Genomic DNA, 20,355 nt, shown 5'->3' with positions numbered 1-20,355 from the left:
TTGGACAGCAGATCGTCCAGGTCGCTCTTGCCGATGATCGAACGCAGCGACGTCTGCGCCATCTGCGAGACCGCGAAACGGTAGTCCTCCACCTGGACGACGGCGTTCGCCGGGTCGACCACCTTGAAGTAGATGACCGCGTCGACCCGCACGGTGACGTTGTCCCTGGTGATGCCGTCCTGCGCCGGCACCGGCAGCGTCACGATCTGCATGTTCACCTTGCGCATCCGGTCGACGCCCGGGACCACCATCGTGAGGCCGGGGCCCCGCACCGTGCCCGAGAGCCGGCCGAGCCGGAAGACCACGCCGCGTTCGTACTGCTTGATCACGCGGGCCGCCGCCGTCGCGTACACGAGACAGCCCGCCGCGGCGACGGCGCCCGCTGTCAGCAGTTCCTGGACCATGGCGACCCCCTGACGTCCGAGTCGGCCACTCATTTCACGATATGCCGCGACATGGTCTTCGGTCGAGCCCTTCGAGCGGACTCTTCTGCCGGGCCCCGGGTCCCGGGCTTCGCGCGGCTCAGTCCGTGCGGGGCCGCGACTCGTGCAGCCGGGTGTGATAGCGGCCCGCCGACTCCAGGCCGGTGGGATCCGCACCGGCCAGGATCACCTGGCGGACGGCGTCGTGCCGCTCCTCGGCGCTGGTGAAGAGCCGCTGCGGATACGTCCGCGAGGCATCCGTGACGGTGGTGAGGCCGTGGGCGTCGAGCGTCGCGGCGATGCGTTCGTACGGCACCGTCCGCAGCACGAACGCGCTCACCCACACCGGCTGCCGCGCACAGCCGAGCAGCGCGTCGAAGGTGCGGTGCGAGATGTAACCGATGCCCCCGGTGACCGTGATCAGGCCGGTGCGGGCGACCGCGCGGCACAGCCCGGGACTGGGCGGCACCCGCTCCAGGTTCTCGGCGTACGCCTCGTCGAGCAGACCCGCGTCGAGGGCGTAGCGGGTGGCGTTCGCCGCCATGTCCAGGCCGATGACCGGGGTGGCGTCCGCGCGCCGCCGCGAGGCGTAGAACTCCTTGTCGCGCTCGACGAGTTCGGCGTGCGTGAGGGCGGCGGCCTCGTCCGAGGTGTAGTGCGCGTACAGATCGGCGAGCGTGAGGTCGTGGTTGAGGAGCGCGGCGTTGATGCCGTACGAGCAGCACACGTCGAGGACCGTCACCGGGCCCTCGGCGCCGGGCATCCGGGCGCGCAGCCCACGGGTGCGGCGGAAGACCGCCTGGGCGTGCTGCGGTATCTCGTACGCGTAGGGGGCGAGCGTCCGGAAGTAGGCGCGCGGGTCCGGCTGGTCGTAGATGTCGTCGAACCGGGTCTTGCCCGATGCGGTCCTTGTCCTGTGCCGGTCTGTGGCCATGGAGCACCTCCGGGGGTGAGGAGCGGTCTGGGGCAGACGTGCACCTCTACCGGACCCCTGCCACCCCCGGTAGGCCTCGTGGCGGTAACCGGCCACGGCACCGCCCGGCCCTACCGCCCGTGCCGCCGTCCCGCTGACTACCCTGGAGCCGATGTTCACCTCCCAGGGTCCCACGCTGCGTGAGCTGGCCGTTCAGGCGCTCTCCTCCACCGAGCACGGCTACGATCTGCTCGCCCCCAAGTTCGACCACACGCCGTTCCGCACTCCTGACCGATTTCTGGCGGCCACCGCCGACGCCCTGCGCCCCCTCGGCCCCTTCGACGCGGGGCTCGACGTGTGCTGCGGCACCGGCGCGGGAGTCGAGGCGCTGCTGCCGCTGTGCCGCGAGCGGGTCACCGGGGTGGACTTCAGCGCGGGGATGCTGGCCGCCGCCGCGACCGGGGTGTCCGGGCGGCGGGACGGCCCCGCGGTCGACTGGGTGCGGGCCGACGCCCGCGCCCTGCCCTTCGCCGAAGGCTTCGACCTCGCCGTCAGCTTCGGCGCGTTCGGGCACTTCCTGCCGGCCGAGCGGCCCGCGCTCTTCGCCGGCGTCCACCGGGCGCTGCGCCCCGGCGGCCTCTTCGCGTTCCCGATCGGCGCGCCGCAGTCCTTCGTCTCCCCGTGGTACTGGGCGCTGCTCGGCTTCGACGGCGTGATGCGGGCGCGGAACCTGCTGTGGCGGCCGCCGTTCGTCATGTACTACCGCACGTTCCCGCTCGGTGGGGTGCGCGACGACCTCGTCGACGCCGGGTTCGACGTGCGGCTGCGGCCCCTGGAGGAGTTCGGCCGCCGCCCCGACGGCAGCCCGCGCTGGCGCCTGGTGGTGGCCGGGAAGGCGGAGGGTGCCGTCGGGGCGGGCCGCGAGCGGTGAGCGCGGGGCGCCCGCCGCCCACGGCCGGAGGTCGCTTCGGCCCGCTGCGGGCCGCCCCTCACGCGGTGCCGTCGGCGGCTGCCCGCAGCGCGGCCACGTCCAGCTTCTTCATGCCGAACATCGCCTGCATGGCGCGCTGGGCGCGCGCGGTGTCCGGGTCGGTCACGAGCTCGCCGAGCACGGTCGGCACGACCTGCCAGGACAGGCCGTACTTGTCCTTCAGCCATCCGCAGGGGCCTTCCTCGCCGCCCTCGGAGAGCTTGGCCCAGTAGTAGTCGACCTCCTCCTGGTCGGCGCAGTCGATCAGGAAGGACACGGCCTCGTCGAAGGTGAAATCCGGGCCGCCGTTGATCGCCGTGCAGCGCTGGCCGTCGAGCTCGAAGTCCACGGTCAGCACGGTGCCGGCCGGGCGCGGCGCGTTCTCCCCGTAGTACGAGACCTGGGTGATCCTTGAGTTCGGGAAGACCGAGACGTAGAACTGCGCGGCCTCCTCGCCCTGCGTGTCGAACCAGAGGTTGGGCGTGATCCTGGGCATGACGCTCTCCTGTCGCGTGTGCGGCGGTCCTGGCCGCGCTGCCTGTCTGCCTATGGGGACCGTCGCACCGCCCGGAACTCATCGCCACACGGCGTCCTTCTTCGGCCGCCGCGGGTCAGCCGGTCACCGGTCCGCTCGGGCGTGCCGCCCGTGCGGCGCGCCGACGTGCGGCTCGTGCTCCAGGGAGATGCCGAAGTGCCGCTCGTACGCCGCGCGCACCTCCACCTCCGAGCCCAGCTCGGTGGTGCGCTGTTCGGCGCCCACGGTCGTCTTGAGCGTGCGGCCGCTCAGCGTGACCCGGCCCTCGGGCGTGACGATCGAGCAGACCAGGGACTGCGTGAAGGGGGACTCGGGCGAGGTGCGGTGGTACCAGGCGCCGCCCCTGAAGTCGGCCAGCGCGCGCGGCCGTTGGTCGACGAGGTACTGCGGAGCGCCGTCCTTGACGATACGGAGATCGCCCCGCGGGCTCTCCTCGACGCGGAACGTGCCACCGGGGTCCGCCTGCTCGCCCCGGTCGCCGAAGGCGAGCGGCAGGTGGCTGTGCGTGCCGAAACCGACGTCGGCCAGCCAGTCGCCGCCGTCGTCGGTGCGCACGCGCAGGGCGAGGTGGTCGAAGGGGATGCCGAGCCGTCCCGTCCTGTCGTACACCTGGGCCTGCACCAGCGCGACGTCGAAGCCGAGGGCCGTCAGGAGGGCGGCGAAGGCGCCGTTGAGCTCGTAGCAGAAGCCACCCCTGCGGGCGTCCACGACCTTGGCCACCAGGGCCTTGTCGGTCAGCTCGACCTCCTCGCCGAGGTGGATCGACAGGTTCTCGAAGGGCACGCTGCGCAGATGCGCCAGATGCAGGTCGCGCAGGGCCCGCGTGGTGGGGGCGGCGGGCCGCTCGGCACCGATCCGCCGCAGATAGGCGTCGATCTGTTCGTTGTCCATGCGACCAGTGTCGCGGGGGAGCGGTGGCCGGGCCACGGACCAGCGACGGCGCCGGCCCCGGACGCAGGTCCTAGGACCAGAGCAGGAGCGGCGTGCCCCTGCCCGCGGCCGTCCGGCCGCCAATTCCGGGGTGACGCAAGGCAGTCCATGTGTATGATCACCGAAGACGCACGCGCCGCAGTCCGCGCCGCGCGCCGCGAGACATCCAGGAGGTGAGCCCGTTGGCCACGCAGATCGCACAGCACCCCGACCGGGCCCTCCTGACCGCCGCCTTCGGCGTCTGACACAGGCGTCCGCGTCCTCTCGCCGGACGCACGCCGCAGCCCAGGAGCGCCCACCTCCGCGATCACGCATCGCACCCTCCTGAGCGAAGGAACCGAACCACCCGTGAGCAGCACGCCTTTCCAGGTCTCCGTCTCCGACGACGTCCTCGACGACCTGCGTACGCGCCTTGGGCGCACCCTCTTCACCTCCGCCTCCGGCCCCACCTACTGGGCCGCCGGCACCGACCCCTCGTACCTGCGCGAACTCGTCTCCTACTGGGCGGACGGCTTCGACTGGCGCGCCGCCGAGGCCGCGCTCAACTCCTTCCCGCACCGGATCGCCGAGGTCGCGGGCGCCCGCGTGCACTTCGTGCACCTGCGCGGCGTGCGGCCCGAGGGCGCTCCCGCCCCGCTGCCGCTGATCCTCAGCCACGGCTGGCCGAGCAGTTACGTCGAGATGCTGCCCCTGGCCCGGCGGCTGGCCGACCCGGGCAGCCACGGCGGCGACCCCGCCGACGCGTTCGACGTGGTCGTGCCCTCCCTGCCCGGCTTCCTCCACTCCGGCCTGCCCCAGGGGCCGTTCACCCGCAGGGCGGTCGCCGGGATCTGGCACGAGCTGATGACGCGCACCCTCGGCTACCGGCGCTTCGGAGCCTTCGGCGGCGACATCGGGGGTGGCGTCACCCAGTGGCTCGGGGCGCTCCACCCCGAGGAGGTCGCCGGTGTCCACATCACCTCCGCGGTGGTCTCTGCCGACTTCGAGAAGCAGCCGCCGACCCCTGAGGAGCAGGCCTACCTCGACCACCTCGCCGCCTACGACGCCGACGACCAGGGCTACAGCGAGATCATGTGCACCCGGCCCGACACGATCGCCGCCGCGCTGCGGGACTCCCCGGCCGGACTGCTCGCCTGGATCATCGACAAGTACCGCGACTGGAGCGACTGCGACGGAGATCTGGAGGCCCGCTGGGACAAGGACACCCTGCTGACCGTCGCCACCCTCTACTGGGCCACGGGCAGCATCGGCACGTCCTTCCGGCAGTACTACGACTACGTACGGCACAACACCCCGGTGTCGCCCATCACCGTGCCCGGCGCCGTCACCCTCAGCCATGAACCGGCGTTCGCGCACTACCCGAAGAGCCTCGCCGAGCGCGTCTTCACGGACCTGCGCCACTGGAGCACCCCGCACAAGGGCGGTCACTTCATGGCGCACGAGGAGCCCGAGCAGGTCGCGCGCGAACTGCGCGCCTTCTTCGGCCCGTTGAGGTCCCTGGACTGATCCCGGCTTCTCGGGCGAAGCCCCCGCGGTCACCGACCGCGGGGGCTTTCCCGTGTGCGGGCCGCGATCGCCCTTCGCACTGGGTACGGTGTACGCGAGCGTACTGGGTACGGTGTACGCTTTTCTCCTCGCCCCACCCGACAAGGAGTGCACCGTGCCGGCCATACCCGCCGACAGCCACCACGTCATCCAGGTCCGCGGAGCCCGAGAGAACAACCTGCGGGACGTCTCCGTCGACCTTCCCAAGCGGCGGCTCACCGTCTTCACCGGCGTCTCCGGATCCGGAAAGTCCTCGCTGGTGTTCGGCACCATCGCTGCCGAGTCCCAGCGCCTGATCAACGAGACGTACACGGCCTTCATCCAGTCGTTCATGCCGAGCCGGGGCCGCCCCGACGTCGACGCGCTGCGCAATCTCAGCGCGGCCATCGTCGTCGACCAGGAGCGGATGGGTGCCAACTCCCGCTCCACGGTGGGCACCGCCACCGACGCGTACACCATGCTGCGGATCATCTTCAGCCGCCTCGGCGAACCGCACATCGGCACCTCGGGTGCCTTCAGCTTCAACCTGCCCGAGGGCATGTGCCCCGAGTGCGAGGGCACCGGAGAGGTCTCCACGGTCGACGTCGACCAACTGGTGGACCGCGAACTCTCCCTGAACGAGGGCGCGATCACCGTGCCGTATCACGCGGTGGACTCCTGGAGCTGGCAGATCATGGTCAACTCCGGTTTCCACGACCCCGACAAGAAGCTCGGGGACTTCACGGAGGCGGAGTGGGCCGACCTCCTCCACAAGGAACCGGTCAAGGTGAAGGTCGGCTCCAACGGCTTCACGTACGAAGGTCTCGTCGCCAAGATGCGGCGGACCTGGCTCGCCAAGGACCGCGACGCGCTCCAGCCGCACATCAGGGCGTTCGTGGAGCGTGCCGTCGTCTTCGCCCGGTGCCCGGTCTGCGACGGGAGCCGGCTCTGCGAGGCCGCGCTCTCCTCGAAGATCGACGGGCGCGACATCGCCCAGTGCTCGGCGATGGAGATCAGGGACCTCGCCGAGTTCGTCCGCAAGCTCGACGATCCCGCTGTCGCGCCGCTCATCGCGAGCCTGGGCGAGCTCCTGGACTCGCTCGTCGAGATCGGGCTCGGCTATCTCAGCCTGGACCGCACCTCGGGCTCGCTCTCCGGCGGCGAGGCGCAGCGCGTGAAGATGGTCCGCCATCTCGGCTCCAGCATCACCGACGTGACGTACGTCTTCGACGAACCGACCATCGGCCTGCACCCGCACGACATCCGCCGCATGAACGACCTGCTCCTGCGGCTGCGCGACAAGGGCAACACCGTGCTCGTGGTCGAGCACAAGCCCGAGGTCGTCGCGATCGCCGACCACGTCGTCGATCTCGGCCCCGGCGCCGGTGAGGCGGGCGGGGAGATCTGCTACAGCGGGGACGTCGCCGGACTGCGCGCGTCCGGCACGCTGACCGGCCGCCACCTGGGCCACCGCGCCCGCCTGCGGGAGAGCGTGCGCACGCCCACGGGACAGCTGTCCATCAAGGGCGCCGACCGGCACAACCTCAAGGGCGTCGACGTCGACATCCCGCTGGGCGTGCTCACCGTGGTCACCGGAGTCGCCGGATCCGGCAAGAGCTCCCTGATCCACGGCTACCTCTCCGACCGGGACGGCGTGGTCGTCGCCGACCAGTCGCCGATCCGCGGTTCGCGCCGCTCCAACCCGGCGACGTACACCGGGCTCCTCGGTCCGATCCGCACCGCCTTCGCCAAGGCCAACGGCGTCAAGGCGGCGCTGTTCAGCGCCAATTCAGAGGGTGCCTGCCCCACCTGCAACGGCCTCGGGCTGATCCACACCGACCTGGCGATGACGGCCGGGGTGGCGTCCGTGTGCGAGGAGTGCGAGGGCAGGCGCTTCACCGCCGAGGTGCTCACCCACCGGCTGCGCGGCAAGAACATCAGCGAGGTCCTCGGCATGTCGGTGGCCGAGGCCCACGACTTCTTCCCCTCCGGGCAGGCGCACACCGTCCTCGGCCGGCTCTTCGACGTCGGCCTCGGCTATCTGCGGCTCGGGCAGCCGCTCAACACCCTCTCCGGCGGCGAGCGACAGCGGCTGAAACTCGCCATTCACATGGCGGAGAAGTCGTCTACATACATCCTCGACGAGCCGACCACGGGCCTCCACCTCGCCGATGTCGACAAGCTCCTCGCCCTCCTCGACCGGCTCGTCGACGACGGGAACACCGTCGTCGTCATCGAGCACCACCAGGCCGTCATGGCGCACGCCGACTGGCTCGTCGATCTCGGCCCAGGTGGCGGGCACGACGGCGGACGCGTGGTGTTCACCGGAACGCCCGCCCGGCTCGTCGCCGAAGGGGACACCGTCACGGCGCGACACCTGCGGGAGTACACCGCCGGATGACACCGGACGGACCCGGCGCGAGGACGGCGCTGGTACGGGAGGAAGGGGAGTCGACTGTTCCGCGCCAATGCCGAAGGAACTGTTGACACGTGCCTGCTCCTTGTGGGTGAGACCGGGCGATCCGCTCTCCTCCCAGGGGATGACATGCGTCGCGACGCAGTACAGCGACCGTGGGTCGATAGTCCGGCTCGCAGTCGGACTCCCGTCCTTCGAACGGCAGTGAGGATGGAGAGGAATCCTGCTGGACCCCCTGACGTGCGGCGATCGCATCGGCAGGGGGTCGTCCCTGCCTGCCGAATCCGACGGGAGTCCTCTTCGCCGTGGCTACGTTCCTGTACAAACTTGGCCGCCTCGCCTTCCGGCGGCGCGGCTATGTGGCGCTGCTCTGGGTGGCGCTCCTCGTGGGTGCGGGCGTCGCAGCCTCGGCTGCCCCCGCCCCGCCCGCCGACACCTTCTCGATGCCGGGGACGGAGTCGCAGAAGGCCTTCGACGTCCTGGAGAAGCGCTTCCCCGACGCCAGCGCCGAGGGAGCCAGCGCCCGCGTCGTCATACGCGCCCCCGAGGGCCAGAAGATCACCTCCGCCGAGCCCAGGGCCGAGGTCGAGAAGATGATCGCGGCCATCGGGAAGGGCCCGCAGATCGCCGGCGTCGCCGACCCGTACGAGGCGAAGACCGTCAGCAAGGACGGCACCACCGCCTACGCCTCGGTCACCTACAAGGTCGCCGCCACCGAGCTGACCGACAAGGCGCGCGACGCGCTGACCAAGGCCACGGACGAGACCCGCGAGGCGGGGCTGAAGGTCGAGACCGGCGGTGACGCCGTCATGGCCGAGCAGGAGATGGGCGGCAGCGCCGAGCTCATCGGCATCGCGATCTCCGCGGTCGTCCTGGTCATCACCTTCGGATCGATGGTCGCCGCGGGCATGCCGCTGCTCACCGCGATCATCGGTGTGGGCATCGGCATCTCCGCCATCGGCGCGCTCGGCAGCGTCCTCGACCTGTCCGCCACCACTTCCACGCTCGCGATGATGATCGGCCTCGCGGTCGGCATCGACTACGCCCTGTTCATCGTCTCCCGCTACCGGGCCGAGATCGCCGAGGGCCGCGCACCGGAGGAAGCGGCGGGCCGGGCCACCGGAACCGCGGGCTCCGCCGTGGTGTTCGCGGGACTCACCGTCGTCGTCGCGCTCTCCGGCCTCGCGGTCGTGAACATCCCGATCCTCACCAAGATGGGCCTGGCCGCCGCCGGTACCGTCGTGATCGCCGTCCTCATCGCGCTCACCATGATTCCCGCGCTGCTCGGCTTCGCCGGCCGCAAGGTGCTGCGCCGCAAGGACCGCAAGAAGCCCGCGGGCGCCCTGCTCGACCCGCACGCCAAGCCGAAGCTCGGCACCCGCTGGGCGCGCTTCGTGCTGCGCCGCCCGCTCGCGGTCCTGCTCGTCGCCGTCGTCGGCCTCGGCGCCGTGGCCGTCCCGGCCACCAGCCTGGAGCTCGGCCTGCCCGACGAGGGCACGGCGGCACCGGACAGCACCCAGCGCAAGGCGTACGACATGCTGTCCGAGTCGTTCGGGGCGGGCTTCAACGGCCCGCTGATGATCACCGTCAGCAAGGATGCGGACGTGGCGGGCGCCGCCAAGACCGCAGGCGACTCCATCGCGAAGATCGACGGCGTGGCCGCCGTGACGCCCGCCCAGCCCAACAAGGCCGGCGACACCGCGATCATCAACGTCGTCCCGGAGACCGGGCCGAGCGACCACAAGACCGAGGAACTGGTCAAGACGATCCGTTCGACCGCTGACGGCATCGGGTCCGACACCGGCTCCGAGATCCTGGTCACCGGCCAGACCGCGATGACCATCGACTTCTCGCAGACCCTGGACGACGCGCTGCTGCCCTACCTCGCGCTCGTCGTCGGCCTCGCGTTCCTGCTCCTGATGCTGGTCTTCCGCTCGGTCCTGGTCCCGCTCAAGGCGGCGCTCGGCTTCCTGCTCTCGGTGGCCGCCGCGCTCGGCGCCGTCGTCGCGGTCTTCCAGTGGGGCTGGCTCGCGGACATCGTCGGCGTCGACCAGCCGGGCCCGATCATGAGCATGATGCCGATCTTCATGATCGGCGTGGTCTTCGGCCTCGCCATGGACTACGAGGTCTTCCTCGTGACGCGCATGCGTGAGGCGTACGTCCACGGGGCGAGCCCCGGCGAGTCGGTCGTCACCGGCTTCACCCACGGCGGGCGCGTCGTGGCGGCGGCCGCGATCATCATGATCAGCGTCTTCTCCGGCTTCATCATGGAGAACGACGACATGATCAAGATGATGGGCTTCGGCCTCGCCATCGCCGTCCTCTTCGACGCCTTCGTCGTCCGCATGGCGATCGTGCCCGCCGTGCTCGCCCTGCTCGGCAAGTCCGCGTGGTGGCTGCCGCGCTGGCTGGACAAGGCCCTGCCGAACGTGGACGTGGAGGGCGAGAAGCTGCACAAGAGCCTCGGCGACACCATGACGCCCGGCACCGAGCCGGAGCGGGAGCTGGCGGCCGCCGGCCGGTGACGCACCGCCGTTCTCGACGAGCGGGCCGGACGGGACCCCTGGCGGGGGAGCCCCGACCGGCCCGCTCGGTCGGGGCTCCCCCGCCAGGGGGGTCCCGTCCGCGCTGTGGCGGGCCGTTCCGCCGGTGCTACGCCTCCTGCGCCGCGTCGTAGGAGGCGCGGGCCTCGGCGATGGCGGGACGGTGGTCGATCGACCAGTCGGCCAGCGCCTTGACGAGGTGGGTCATGCTGTGCCCCATCGCGGTCAGTTCGTACTCGACCTGCGGCGGGATCGTCGGATACACCGTGCGCTTCACCAGGCCGTCGCGCTCCAGACGGCGCACCGTCAGGGTCAGCATCCGCTGCGAGATGTCCCCGTGGATCCGGCGCTGCAACTCCTTGAACCTCAGGACGCCCGAGGCGAGTTCGACCAGCACGTACACCGACCACTTGTCGCCGAGGCGGTCCAGGACGTCCCTGACCCCGCACTCGTCCTGCGGCGTCTCACAGCTGATCACCGGCTCACCCGCCGGGGCGGTGGTTACACCGGTGTGCCCTGCTGACATCAAAGTGCCTCCTTACGCGGCCGCGCGCCGCCGATCATGCTGGTTCCAAGGCCGCTGCCCGCGGGAACGCCGGCGGCCGGGCCCGATGACGTAACCACATGACAGAACCACCGACCACGGGGGGCACCTTCCCATGCTCATGATCACCGGCGCCGCGGGCGCACTCGGCACGCTCGTCACCGCCCGCCTCGCCGACCGCGACGACGTCGTCCTCGGCACCCGCGACCCCGCCCCGGGCGGGCGTCGCGTCGACTTCGACGATCCGGCGTCCCTGGACTTCACCGGCGTCGACACGCTCCTGATGATCTCCGCGGGGGCCGCCGAGGACGACATCGTCGTCGCCCGCCACGAGGCCGCCATATCCGCCGCCGAGAAGGCGGGCGTGCGCCACCTCGTCTACACCAGCCTCAGCGGCGACGGCGACCACCTCACCTACGCGCTGGCCCACCGCTGGACCGAGCGCAGACTGCGCGCCTCCTCGCTGCGCTGGACCGTCCTGCGCAACGGCCTGTACGCGGAGTTCCTCGCCGCCATCGCCGCGCCGGGCCCCGACGGGACGATCGCCGCGCCCCTGGGGGAGGGGCGCCTGGCCGCGGTGGCCCGCGAGGACCTCGCCGAGGTCGCGGTGCGCGTGGCGACGGCGCCGGACGCGCACGCGGGCCGCACCTACGAACTCGTCGGCGAACAGGCCCTGGGCGGCGCCGAACTGGCGGCGGCGCTCGGCGGCTCGTACGAACCGGGCACCCTCGGCGAGACCCGCGCCGCGATCGCCGGAGCGGGCCAGGCGCTGTCCTTCCAGGTGCCGATGCTGCTCAGTACGTACGCGGCGATCGCCGGCGGCTTCCTGGACGGCACCTCCGTGGCCGACAACGCCCTGCGCACGCTGCTCGGGCGCGCGCCGCGCCCTGCGGTGGAGGCGTATCTGCGAGCGGTGCGGGGCTGAGCAGCGCCTACGTGCGTACGCGGAAGCGGAGCATGGTGACCGCGCCCGACTGCTTGTTCTCGAAGGGTTCCAGGTCGATCCTGCCGAGGCCCGGGGGAGAGAAGCGGACACCGTCGCCGAGCAGCACGGGAACGACGTACACCAGGATCTCGTCGACCAGCCCGTGCCGCAGGCACTGGGCGGCCACGTCGGCACCGAGGATCTCCAGGTTCTTGCCGCCGGCGGCGCGCCGCGCCGTGGCGACGGCCTCATCGAGACCACAGGTGAGGAACGTGACGGTGGGGTCGGGCTCCTCGGGAGGCCGGTGGGTGAGGACGAACTGCGCTCCGCCGTCGTAGGCGGTCTCCTGTTCGGACATGCCTTTGGCGACCTCGTACGTGCCCCGGCCGACGAGCATGGCGCCGGTGGCCGCCATGACCTCCGGGAACGTGTCCGGGGTGAGGTACTCGCCGATCCAGTCCATCGCGTGACCGGGACCGGCGATGAACCCGTCCAGCGACATGACTCGGTTCACGACCACTTTGCCGGAGCCGGTACCGGTGCCGGCGCCGTCATCTGTGCTCACGTCGTTCATGCGTCTTCTCCGAAGGGTTGGGAGGACCGGGGCCGCATCATAGGCCGACACTTCGGTCGGCCGGCCGCGTGACCGCCGCACTAGCTCCAGGGATCGAGGGCGAACTTGCCCTGTGTCAGGCCCGCTTCGAGATCCCGCAGTACCGCGGGTCCTTCGGACAGGGGGTGGATCCGGGGCGTGCCGGGCGGGTATACGCCCTGCGCGATGAGCGCTTCGATCTCCACGAGCAGCGACGTGTAGAGGGCGGGGGCCGTGCTCGCCAGCGCGCCGATGTGCAGGCCCTTGATCTGCGCATGGTGGGTGAAGATCAGGTCGTGGGTGCTGAGTCCGGCGTCGCCCGAAGCGGCGCCGAACACGACGACGCGCCCGGTGAAGGGCCTGGCGACCGACAGGCTGACGTCGAAGGTGGCCCGGCCCACCGATTCGAGGACCAGGTCGACACCGCCGGTCAGGCGGGTGATCTCCGCTGCCAGATCGGGGCGTCGGCCGTCCAGGACGTGGTCGGCGCCGAGCGCCTCGACGGTGCCGTGCTTGGCCGGTGACGCCGTGGCGATCACGCGTGCGCCGTAGTGGCGGGCGAGCCGGACGGCGGCCTGGCCCACGCCGCCCGCCGCCGCGTGGACGAGCACCACGTCCCCCGCCCGGACCTCGCCCAACGGCTTCAGCGCCGCCAGGGCCGTCACCCAGTTCAGCACCAGGCCGAGCGCTTCGGCGTCGCTCCAGCCGGCCGGTACGGGCACGACCCCGGCGGCGGGCATCGTCATGTACTGCGCGAAGGCGCCCGGTCCGGTGCCGACGACGTGGGTGCCCAGGGGCAGCGGACCGTCGACGTCCGGACCCGCGCCGACGATCTCGCCGGCGGCCTCGAAGCCCGCGACGTAGGGCGCCCGGGGGCCGCCGCCGTAGGTGCCGTGGGTCTGCATGACGTCGGCGAAGTTGACCCCCGCCGCGCCGACCCGGATCAGGTAGTCGCCGGGGCCGGGGGTGGGACGCGGCCGGGTGGTGAGGGCCAGGTCCTTCGGGCCCCGCCGCGACGCCTGGACCAGTGCGCGTACCGTCCGGGCGGTGGTGTGTCGCTGCTCTTCGATGTCCATGCACCGGACGGTAGAAGCCTCACATCTGCGTCAAGGTCAAGCCGCCGTCGCCTGACGATCCCGCCGCCGATCGCTCCGGCGGCCGTCGCCCGTCGTCGCGGGCCGCGCTCAAGTAGGCGTCCAGAGCCGCCTGCTGCTCGCTGAGACCGGCGATGCGCCGGGCCAGCCGGTCGCGGTAGGCCTGCACCTCGTCCAGGAACTCGGCGCACACGTCGCCCCTGCCGGTGCCGTTCCCCGCATCGAGGTGGGGCAGGAGTTCCTTGATCAACCGCACGGACAGCCCGGACTCCAGCAGCGAGCGCACGACGTGGATCCGCTGGACGGTCGAGGCGCAGTAGTCGCGGTAGCCGTTGCCGCACCGGCCGGGGACGACCAGCCCCTCGTCCTCGTAGTACCGCAGGGACCTCGCGCTCACGCCGGTGACCCGGGAAGCTTCGCCGATCTTCATGCCTGAGGACAACGCCCGCGCGCCGTGGGATCTTCCGCCGAGCTCTACGCGGTCCTGTACCTGGCGTTCCGGACCACGTGGGCCGACTTCGCCGTCGGCCCGCTCGCCTCGCCGGCCACGGGGCCCCGACGGCGCGGGCCTGACCGTCGGGGGCCCCGGGGCGTGGGATCGGATCCGTCGGGGCCCGTGGGGCGTGGGATCGGAGCCGTCGTGGGATCAGTGCCGGTCCGCGTAGACCATCCAGACCTGACCGGGCGCGAACGGCATCGGGCTGCCGTCCGCCCGGGTGAAGGTGGTGCCGCCGGTGGCCGCGGACCGCTTCCAGTGCGTCGCGTACGCCTTGCCGTCGCGCAGCACCAGCGCCTTGCCCTTGCCGACCGTCTCGATGTACGGCGTCACCGCGCCGTTGACGTCCTTGAACCGGGAGGGACGCATCGTCACGTACTGGATCACGATCGTGCGGGCGCCGAGCCGGGTCCCCGACGTGCCGCGGGCCGGGACCCCGTCGAAGGACGCCAGCCAGCGGCCCTCCCGCGGCGACCAGCGGAAGGAGTGGCTCGCCGAGGGGTATCTGACCGTCCGGACGTCCGTGCGGGTGCCGCCCGCCGGGGCCGGGCCGAAGCGGAAGCCGATGTCGGTGGGGCGGTCGGCCTTCGGCGCCGAGCGCAGCACCGCGGCGGGGCGGGCGAAGAGGTTGTGCGGCGCGGGTCGGCCGCCCTGCCGGAAGTACGCGCCGGGGAGCCGGCCCTGCGAGCGCGCGTACAGCGGCGAGTCCCTGAGCACCTTCTGCAGCGCGCTGCGCACCCCGGAGTAGGCGAGCGCGGGACGGCCGAACTGGCGCAGCAGCTCGATGTCGGACTCGCGGGCGCTGCGCACCGGGCCCACCGATCTGGGCAGCTTGCTGGAGTACACGCCCATCAGGCGGCTCATCCCGCCCTCGACCTTCTCCACGTAGACGATGTCCGCCTGGTCGAGCCCGGTGTGCGGGCGGGCGAGGCGCGCGTTGTCGAACTTCACGGCGAGCACCGGGCCCTGATCCGCCATCAGGCCGGTGAACGGCGACGTGCCGCGGGGCGGCGCCCCCTCGCCGTCGGCCCGGGCACCCGCGTGGGCCGGGGCGCCGACGACGAGCGTCGCCGTGGCGACCAGGGCGAGCACTTTCGCGCCGAGGCGGGTGCGGCGGGCGCGGGGCCGGACCGTTGTTGCTGCCATCGCGGCGTCTCCATTCGTGGCCGTGCGGGGAAACTGCGTCGCCGCGGGGGCGGCAGGCGCAGTCCTACCTCGCGGGGGCGGCGGTCCAATCGCCACGGGGGCCATCCAACGGCGGCACGTCACTCTTTCGAGCGGCGCGACGAACCGGTGGGGGAGCCGACGGTGCGTGCCGGCCGGTCGGCGGCCTTCCGAGCCCGCGGGGCGGCCCCCGAACGGCGCTGTGGACGTGCCGAGCCGGACACGTCGGAGAGAATCATGTGCATGGCAGCGCTGAGCGAGATCCTCCCCGTGGAAGCCGTGCTCGTCGACGCCCCGGCGGCCGACTGGCGCGAGGCCGTGCGGCGCGCCGGTGACCTGATGGTCGCGACGGGCGCCGCGACGGACACGTACACCGCGGAGATGATCGAGAACGTCCAGGAGAACGGGCCCTACATCGTCATCGCGCCCGGACTCGCCTTCGCCCACGCCCGGCCCTCGCCCGCCGTGCTGCGCACCGGGATGTCCTGGGTGCGCCTCGCGACGCCGGTGGAGTTCGGGCACGAGGCCAACGACCCCGTCGACCTGGTCGTCGGCCTCGCCGCGAAGGACGCCTCCGAACACACGGCGGCGATGGGCGCGCTCGCCCGCCTGCTCGCCGACCCCGACACCGCGCGCGCCCTGCGCGAGGCACCCACCCCGCAGGCCGTGCACGCCATCCTCCGGGGCGACACGGCGGGGGAGCGGCCCGCCGCGGCGACGCGCGGCGGCGGCGACCTGCACAAGATCCTGACCGTCTGCGGCAACGGCGTCGGCACGAGCCTGTTCCTCAAGCAGACCGTCGAGGGCGTCCTGGACCGCTGGGGGTGGGGTCGTCACGTCACCGTCGAGGCGACCGACACCATCTCCGCCAAGGGCAAGGCGAACGAGGCCGTCGCGATTCTCACCTCGCGGGAGATCGCCAGGACGCTCGGCGACGTGGGCGTCCCGGTGAAGGTCGTCGAGGACTTCACCAGCGCGGCGGAGGCCGACCGCGTGCTCAGGGACACCTACGACGTCTGAGCGTCGTGACGTCGGCCGCCACGTCCGGCCGCCACGACGTCCGGCCGCTACGACGCCTGACCGCTACGACGTCCGACCGCGCGGAGAGTAAGGACAGGGAATTCATGGACTGGCTCGTGTCGATCGCCGAGTTTCTCGTCAACGAGATCCTCAGCCAACCCGCCTACCTCATCGGCCTCATCACGGCCGCGGGCCTGATCGCGCTGAAGAAGTCGGCCGGGCAGATCGTCGGCGGCGCCATCAAGGCGACGCTCGGCTTCCTGCTCATCGGCGCGGGCGCCACGCTCGTCGTCGGCGCCCTCGCCCCGCTCGGCGAGATGATCCAGGGCTCCACCGGCGCGCACGGCGTCATCCCCACCAACGAGGCGATCGTCGGCATCGCCCAGGAGCAGTACGGCGCCCGCGTGGCCTGGCTCATGATCCTCGGCTTCGCCATCAGCCTGCTCCTGGCCCGCTTCACACCCCTGCGCTACGTCTTCCTGACAGGCCATCACATGCTGTTCATGGCGACCCTGCTGACGATGGTCCTGGCCATCGCGGGCCAGGCGTCATGGGTCGTGGTCGTCGTCGGCGGCGTCCTGCTCGGCATCCTCCTGGTCGCCATGCCCGCCTTCGCGCACCCCTGGACCAAGCGCGTCACCGGCAACGACAGCGTGGCGATCGGTCATTTCGGGACGGCCGGGTACGTCGCGGCGGGCGCCACGGGGCAGCTGGTGGGCCGCCGCAGCCGCAGCACCGAGGAGATGAACCTCCCCGAAGGACTGCGGTTCCTGCGGGACTCCATGGTCGCGACCGCCCTGTCCATGGTGCTGATCTACCTGATCATGTCGCTGGTCTTCCTCGGGAAGGTGGGCAAGGAGGAGGCCTTCAAGGCCTTCGGCGAGAACGGCGCGGCGGGCGCGACCGGCGTCGGCGACTACGTCATGCAGTCCGTCATGCAGGGCCTGCAGTTCGGCATCGCGGTCGCCGTGATCCTCTTCGGCGTCCGCACGATCCTCGGCGAACTCGTCCCGGCCTTCCAGGGCATCGCCCAGAAGCTGGTGCCCGGCGCGGTGCCCTCGCTCGACGCGCCCATCGTCTTCCCCTACGCCCAGAACGCCGTCCTGATCGGCTTCATCTGCAGCTTCGTCGGCGGCCTGGTCAGCCTCGGCCTGCTCGCCTGGGTGTTCCACCCCGCCTTCGGGCTCGCCCTCGTGCTGCCCGGCCTGGTCCCGCACTTCTTCACCGGCGGCGCGGCCGGCGTGTACGGCAACGCCACCGGCGGCCGGCGCGGCGCGGCCCTCGGCGCCTTCGTCAACGGCGTCCTCATCACCTTCCTGCCCGCGCTGCTCCTCAAGGTGCTCGGCGCCTTCGGCGAGGAGAACACCACCTTCGGGGACGCCGACTTCGGCTGGTTCGGCACGGCCATCGGCTACGCGGCCAAGGCGGGCGAGGCCGGCGGGATCGTCCTCATGCTGCTGATCGGCGCGGTGATCCTGCTCGGCGCGATCGTCGTGCAGAAGCGGGTCGTGGAGACCGGCTGGGACCCCGGCGCCCACCGCGACGCGCTGCTGCCGGTGGACGAGGCGCTGACCCCCGCGGCCGCCATGGCCTCCGCGGGACCCTCGGCCACCTACGCGAAGATCGCGCCCCCGCGCGGAGCGCCCAAGCCTCCCCCGCCGCCGGACGACGCGGCCTGAGCGATCCCCGGGCCCCAGGGGCGTCGGATGCGGCCGGAAATATCCGGTGGGGCCACGGGAGCCCGGGCTGCCATGATGCCGATCATGGACAGCGATCTGCGGCAGCGGTACGCCGCGTACCGATGGACCCCCGCGACGGACGGCGCCTCGGGAGCCGAGGTGCACCGGCTCAGTGGGGCGGGCCAGGGCCTTGCGGACCTCTACGTGAAGGTCGCCCCCGTCGCGGAGGACGGCTCGCCGCTCGACGTGTCGGACGAGGCCGACCGCCTCGCCTGGCTGACCGGGCGGGGCATTCCCGTGCCCCGTATCGTCGAGCGCGGCACCGACGGGAGCGTGGCGTGGCTGGTGACCGAGGCGGTGCCCGGGAGGCCGGCCGCCGAGGAGTGGCCCGGGGAACAGCGGGCCGCGGTGGCCGAGGCACTCGCCGACCTGGCCGCCGATCTGCACCAACTGCCCGCTGAGGACTGCCCGTTCGACCGCGGCCTCGCGGTGACGACGGAGCAGGCCGCCCGCCACGTCGCGCACAACCTGCTCGATCTCGACGACCTCGACGACGAGCGCGCCGGCTGGACCGGGGAGCGCCTCCTCGCCGAACTGCGCCGCACCCGCCCCGCGTCGGAGGAACCGACCGTCACCCACGGCGACTTCACCCCGGAGAACGTCCTGCTCGATCCGGAGACCTGCCGGGTCACGGGGATCATCGACGTCTCCCGCCTCGGCCGCGCGGACCGGCACACCGACCTCGCCATCGTCCTGCGGGAGTTGGCGACGGAGGACGACCCGTGGTTCGGCCCCGCGTACGCCGAGCGCTTCGTGGCGCGCTACGGCGAGCGGTACGCCCGATGGGCGGCGACCGAAGGGACGGCCGCCGTCGACAAGGACAAGCTGGACTTCTACCGGCTGCTGGACGAGTTCTTCTGAGCCGGCACCTGGTGCCTCGGCGCCGGATCCTCGCCCGTGGGGTACGGCACGAACGTGCTGCGGTTCTCGTCGACGGTGAGCGGGTGCCCCAGCGGCGGTACGGCGCGCTGCGGACAGGTGAGGCGTTCGCAGACGCGGCACCCCATGCCGATGGGGGTGGCCGCGGCGGCGTTGTCCAGGTCGAGACCGTCGGAGTAGACGAGCCGTGAGGCGTGGCGGAGCTCGCAGCCAAGACCGATCGCGAAGGTCTTGCCGGGCTCGCCCCAGCCGCCGCGGCTGCGCGTGACGGCGCGCGCGGTCCACAGGTGACGCTGCCCGTCGGGCATGGCGGCGACCTGCACGTGGATGCGGCCCGGGGCGGCGAACGCCTCGTACACGTTCCACAGGGGGCAGGTGCCGCCCGCCCGGGAGAAGTGGAAGCCGGTCGCGGACTGCCGCTTGGACATGTTGCCCGCGCGGTCCACCCGGACGAAGGAGAAGGGCACGCCCCGCAGGCGGGGCCGCTGGAGCGTGGACAGGCGGTGGCAGACCGTCTCGTGGCCGAGGCCGAAGCGGTCGGTGAGGCGCTCGATGTCGTAGCGCGTCTCCTCGGCGGCCGCGTGGAAGTCGGTGTACGGCAGGATCAGGGCGGCGGCGAAGTAGTTGGCCACGCCGATCCGCGCGAGGCGCCAGGGCGTGGAGCCCTCGTCGAAGTCCTCGCGGGCGTACCGGGACAGTTCGTCGCCGTGTTCGAGGAGGGCGAGCTGGGTGGCCATGCGGAACGCCTGCTGGCCGGGGCGGAGCCTGGGGGAGAGACGCAGCGTGCGGGTCCCGGGGTCGTAGTGGTGGGGGCTGTCCCCGTCGGTGGTGACGCGCACGCCGTGCCGGTCGGCGAGCCGGGCCCGCAGGGAGCTGCGGATCTCACCCGGGCGGATGCCGAGGCGCGCGGCCAGCTCCTCGGCGGCGGTGTCGGCGTCGTGGAGGTAGTTCCTGCGGCGGTAGAAGAACTCGCGGATCTCCTCGTGCGGGGTGCGCGGCGCGGCGATGCCGGTGACGGCCCCCGTGCCTGCGTCCGCGCCCGCGCCGATGCGCCGGCCGTCGGAGGCCTCGGCGAGGCGTTCGGAAAGCTCCTGGTTGCGCCGGCTCAGTCGGAGCAGCACGTCACCCACGCCGGGCAGCCGGGTGGCCAGTTCGGACAGGTCGCCGGGGGAGATGCCGCCGGTGGTCACCTCGTCGGCCATCGCCTCGCGCAGGTCGGCCAGCAGGCGGCTGGTGTCGTGCTCGGAGAAGAAGGTGGCGTCCACGCCGAACGCCTCGGTCAACCGCAGCAGGACGGGTACGGTCAGCGGCCTTGAGTCGTGCTCCATCTGATTGAGATAACTCGGCGAGATGCCGAGGACACGGGCCAGCGCGGCCTGTGTCATCCGGCGCTCCTCGCGCAGCCTCCGCAGCCGCGCCCCGGCATAGGTCCTGCTCACCCGGTCCTCCCTCTCCGACTGCCCGCAGCCTAGCCGGTCGAGGCCTTCGCAAACTTCGCGGACAAGGACCGGAAGATGCGCAGAAGTTGGCACCTGGCCACGGTTGATGGCACCCAGTGCCACTGTCACAGTCGTGGTGCGGCCCGCCGGACCTCGGCGGCCGGAGCGGAGAACCGGGCGCGATTCCTGCCCTGACGTCGGAGGTCCCGG

18 protein-coding genes are annotated in these 20,355 nt (G+C 72.0%); 8 read left to right on the top strand and 10 right to left on the bottom strand.

What is annotated here, in order from left to right; genetic code table 11:
- Positions 1-404: SPFH domain-containing protein (locus AB0L89_RS40720; RefSeq protein ID WP_365152991.1), on the bottom strand; the 404-nt coding region annotated here is incomplete at its 3' end.
- Between the two features lie 118 nt (positions 405-522).
- Entirely contained in the window at positions 523-1,356 is an 834-nt protein-coding gene (locus tag AB0L89_RS40715; protein WP_365152989.1) for a hypothetical protein, read from the bottom strand.
- A gap of 151 nt (positions 1,357-1,507) precedes the next feature.
- On the opposite strand from AB0L89_RS40715, the gene AB0L89_RS40710 reads away from it, so the two are divergent.
- Positions 1,508-2,266, top strand: coding sequence for a class I SAM-dependent methyltransferase (locus AB0L89_RS40710; protein WP_365152987.1), 759 nt, complete (start codon positions 1,508-1,510; stop codon positions 2,264-2,266).
- A gap of 58 nt (positions 2,267-2,324) precedes the next feature.
- Here AB0L89_RS40710 and AB0L89_RS40705 read toward each other — a convergent pair whose 3' ends face one another.
- Positions 2,325-2,801 (bottom strand): VOC family protein, encoded by a 477-nt coding sequence (locus AB0L89_RS40705; protein ID WP_365152985.1) that lies wholly within the window; start codon positions 2,799-2,801, stop codon positions 2,325-2,327.
- A 123-nt stretch (positions 2,802-2,924) separates the two neighbouring features.
- Positions 2,925-3,731 carry an arylamine N-acetyltransferase gene (locus AB0L89_RS40700; RefSeq protein ID WP_365152983.1) on the bottom strand — a complete coding sequence of 269 codons (807 nt, stop codon included), beginning with the start codon at positions 3,729-3,731 and terminating at the stop codon, positions 2,925-2,927.
- A gap of 387 nt (positions 3,732-4,118) precedes the next feature.
- On the opposite strand from AB0L89_RS40700, the gene AB0L89_RS40695 reads away from it, so the two are divergent.
- From AB0L89_RS40695 to AB0L89_RS40685, 3 genes are all read left to right on the top strand, one after another.
- Positions 4,119-5,276, top strand: a complete 1,158-nt coding sequence (locus tag AB0L89_RS40695; RefSeq protein WP_365152981.1) for an epoxide hydrolase family protein — start codon at positions 4,119-4,121, stop codon at positions 5,274-5,276.
- Positions 5,277-5,430: 154 nt separating this feature from the next.
- Positions 5,431-7,695 (top strand): excinuclease ABC subunit UvrA, encoded by a 2,265-nt coding sequence (locus tag AB0L89_RS40690; RefSeq protein WP_365152979.1) that lies wholly within the window; start codon positions 5,431-5,433, stop codon positions 7,693-7,695.
- A gap of 320 nt (positions 7,696-8,015) precedes the next feature.
- Positions 8,016-10,235, top strand: coding sequence for an MMPL family transporter (locus AB0L89_RS40685; protein ID WP_365152977.1), 2,220 nt, complete (start codon positions 8,016-8,018; stop codon positions 10,233-10,235).
- A 127-nt stretch (positions 10,236-10,362) separates the two neighbouring features.
- Here the strand turns inward: AB0L89_RS40685 and AB0L89_RS40680 are convergent, their stop codons facing one another.
- On the bottom strand, positions 10,363-10,779 hold the full coding sequence (locus tag AB0L89_RS40680; protein ID WP_365152975.1) for a helix-turn-helix domain-containing protein: 417 nt from the start codon (positions 10,777-10,779) through the stop codon (positions 10,363-10,365).
- A 133-nt stretch (positions 10,780-10,912) separates the two neighbouring features.
- Here AB0L89_RS40680 and AB0L89_RS40675 point away from each other — a divergent pair, with 133 nt between their 5' ends.
- Positions 10,913-11,722: an NAD(P)H-binding protein gene (locus AB0L89_RS40675; RefSeq protein ID WP_365152973.1), complete on the top strand. Its 810-nt coding sequence runs from the start codon at positions 10,913-10,915 to the stop codon at positions 11,720-11,722.
- Positions 11,723-11,729: 7 nt separating this feature from the next.
- On the opposite strand, the gene AB0L89_RS40670 is transcribed toward AB0L89_RS40675, so the two are convergent.
- From AB0L89_RS40670 to AB0L89_RS40655, 4 genes are all read right to left on the bottom strand, one after another.
- The gene (locus AB0L89_RS40670) at positions 11,730-12,296 is read right to left on the bottom strand and encodes a dihydrofolate reductase family protein (RefSeq protein WP_365152971.1); all 567 of its coding nucleotides are present in this window, start codon (positions 12,294-12,296) and stop codon (positions 11,730-11,732) included.
- An 80-nt stretch (positions 12,297-12,376) separates the two neighbouring features.
- Complete coding sequence (locus AB0L89_RS40665) at positions 12,377-13,390, bottom strand: zinc-binding dehydrogenase (RefSeq protein WP_365152969.1); 1,014 nt, start codon at positions 13,388-13,390, stop codon at positions 12,377-12,379.
- 19 nt (positions 13,391-13,409) lie between these two features.
- Positions 13,410-13,838, bottom strand: a complete 429-nt coding sequence (locus tag AB0L89_RS40660) for a MerR family transcriptional regulator (RefSeq protein ID WP_365152967.1) — start codon at positions 13,836-13,838, stop codon at positions 13,410-13,412.
- A gap of 216 nt (positions 13,839-14,054) precedes the next feature.
- The gene (locus AB0L89_RS40655) at positions 14,055-15,050 is read right to left on the bottom strand and encodes a DUF3048 domain-containing protein (RefSeq protein WP_365152965.1); all 996 of its coding nucleotides are present in this window, start codon (positions 15,048-15,050) and stop codon (positions 14,055-14,057) included.
- A gap of 261 nt (positions 15,051-15,311) precedes the next feature.
- On the opposite strand from AB0L89_RS40655, the gene AB0L89_RS40650 reads away from it, so the two are divergent.
- From AB0L89_RS40650 to AB0L89_RS40640, 3 genes are all read left to right on the top strand, one after another.
- A complete protein-coding gene (locus AB0L89_RS40650; RefSeq protein WP_365152963.1) occupies positions 15,312-16,088 on the top strand; it encodes a PTS sugar transporter subunit IIA in 777 nt (258 codons plus the stop codon).
- A gap of 104 nt (positions 16,089-16,192) precedes the next feature.
- Positions 16,193-17,767 (top strand): PTS ascorbate transporter subunit IIC, encoded by a 1,575-nt coding sequence (locus AB0L89_RS40645; protein WP_365152961.1) that lies wholly within the window; start codon positions 16,193-16,195, stop codon positions 17,765-17,767.
- 84 nt (positions 17,768-17,851) lie between these two features.
- Positions 17,852-18,688, top strand: a complete 837-nt coding sequence (locus tag AB0L89_RS40640) for an APH(3') family aminoglycoside O-phosphotransferase (protein WP_365152959.1) — start codon at positions 17,852-17,854, stop codon at positions 18,686-18,688.
- On the opposite strand, the gene AB0L89_RS40635 is transcribed toward AB0L89_RS40640, so the two are convergent.
- Positions 18,661-20,145, bottom strand: coding sequence for a short-chain fatty acyl-CoA regulator family protein (locus AB0L89_RS40635; RefSeq protein ID WP_365152957.1), 1,485 nt, complete (start codon positions 20,143-20,145; stop codon positions 18,661-18,663). The genes AB0L89_RS40640 and AB0L89_RS40635 overlap by 28 nt on opposite strands.
- Between the last annotated feature and the right edge of the window lie 210 nt (positions 20,146-20,355).

This window comes from Streptomyces sp. NPDC052114 (assembly GCF_040680155.1).
Lineage (GTDB): Bacteria > Actinomycetota > Actinomycetes > Streptomycetales > Streptomycetaceae > Streptomyces.
The sequence above is the reverse complement of the archived record's forward strand: the minus strand, read 5'-3'. Positions and strand labels throughout refer to the sequence as shown.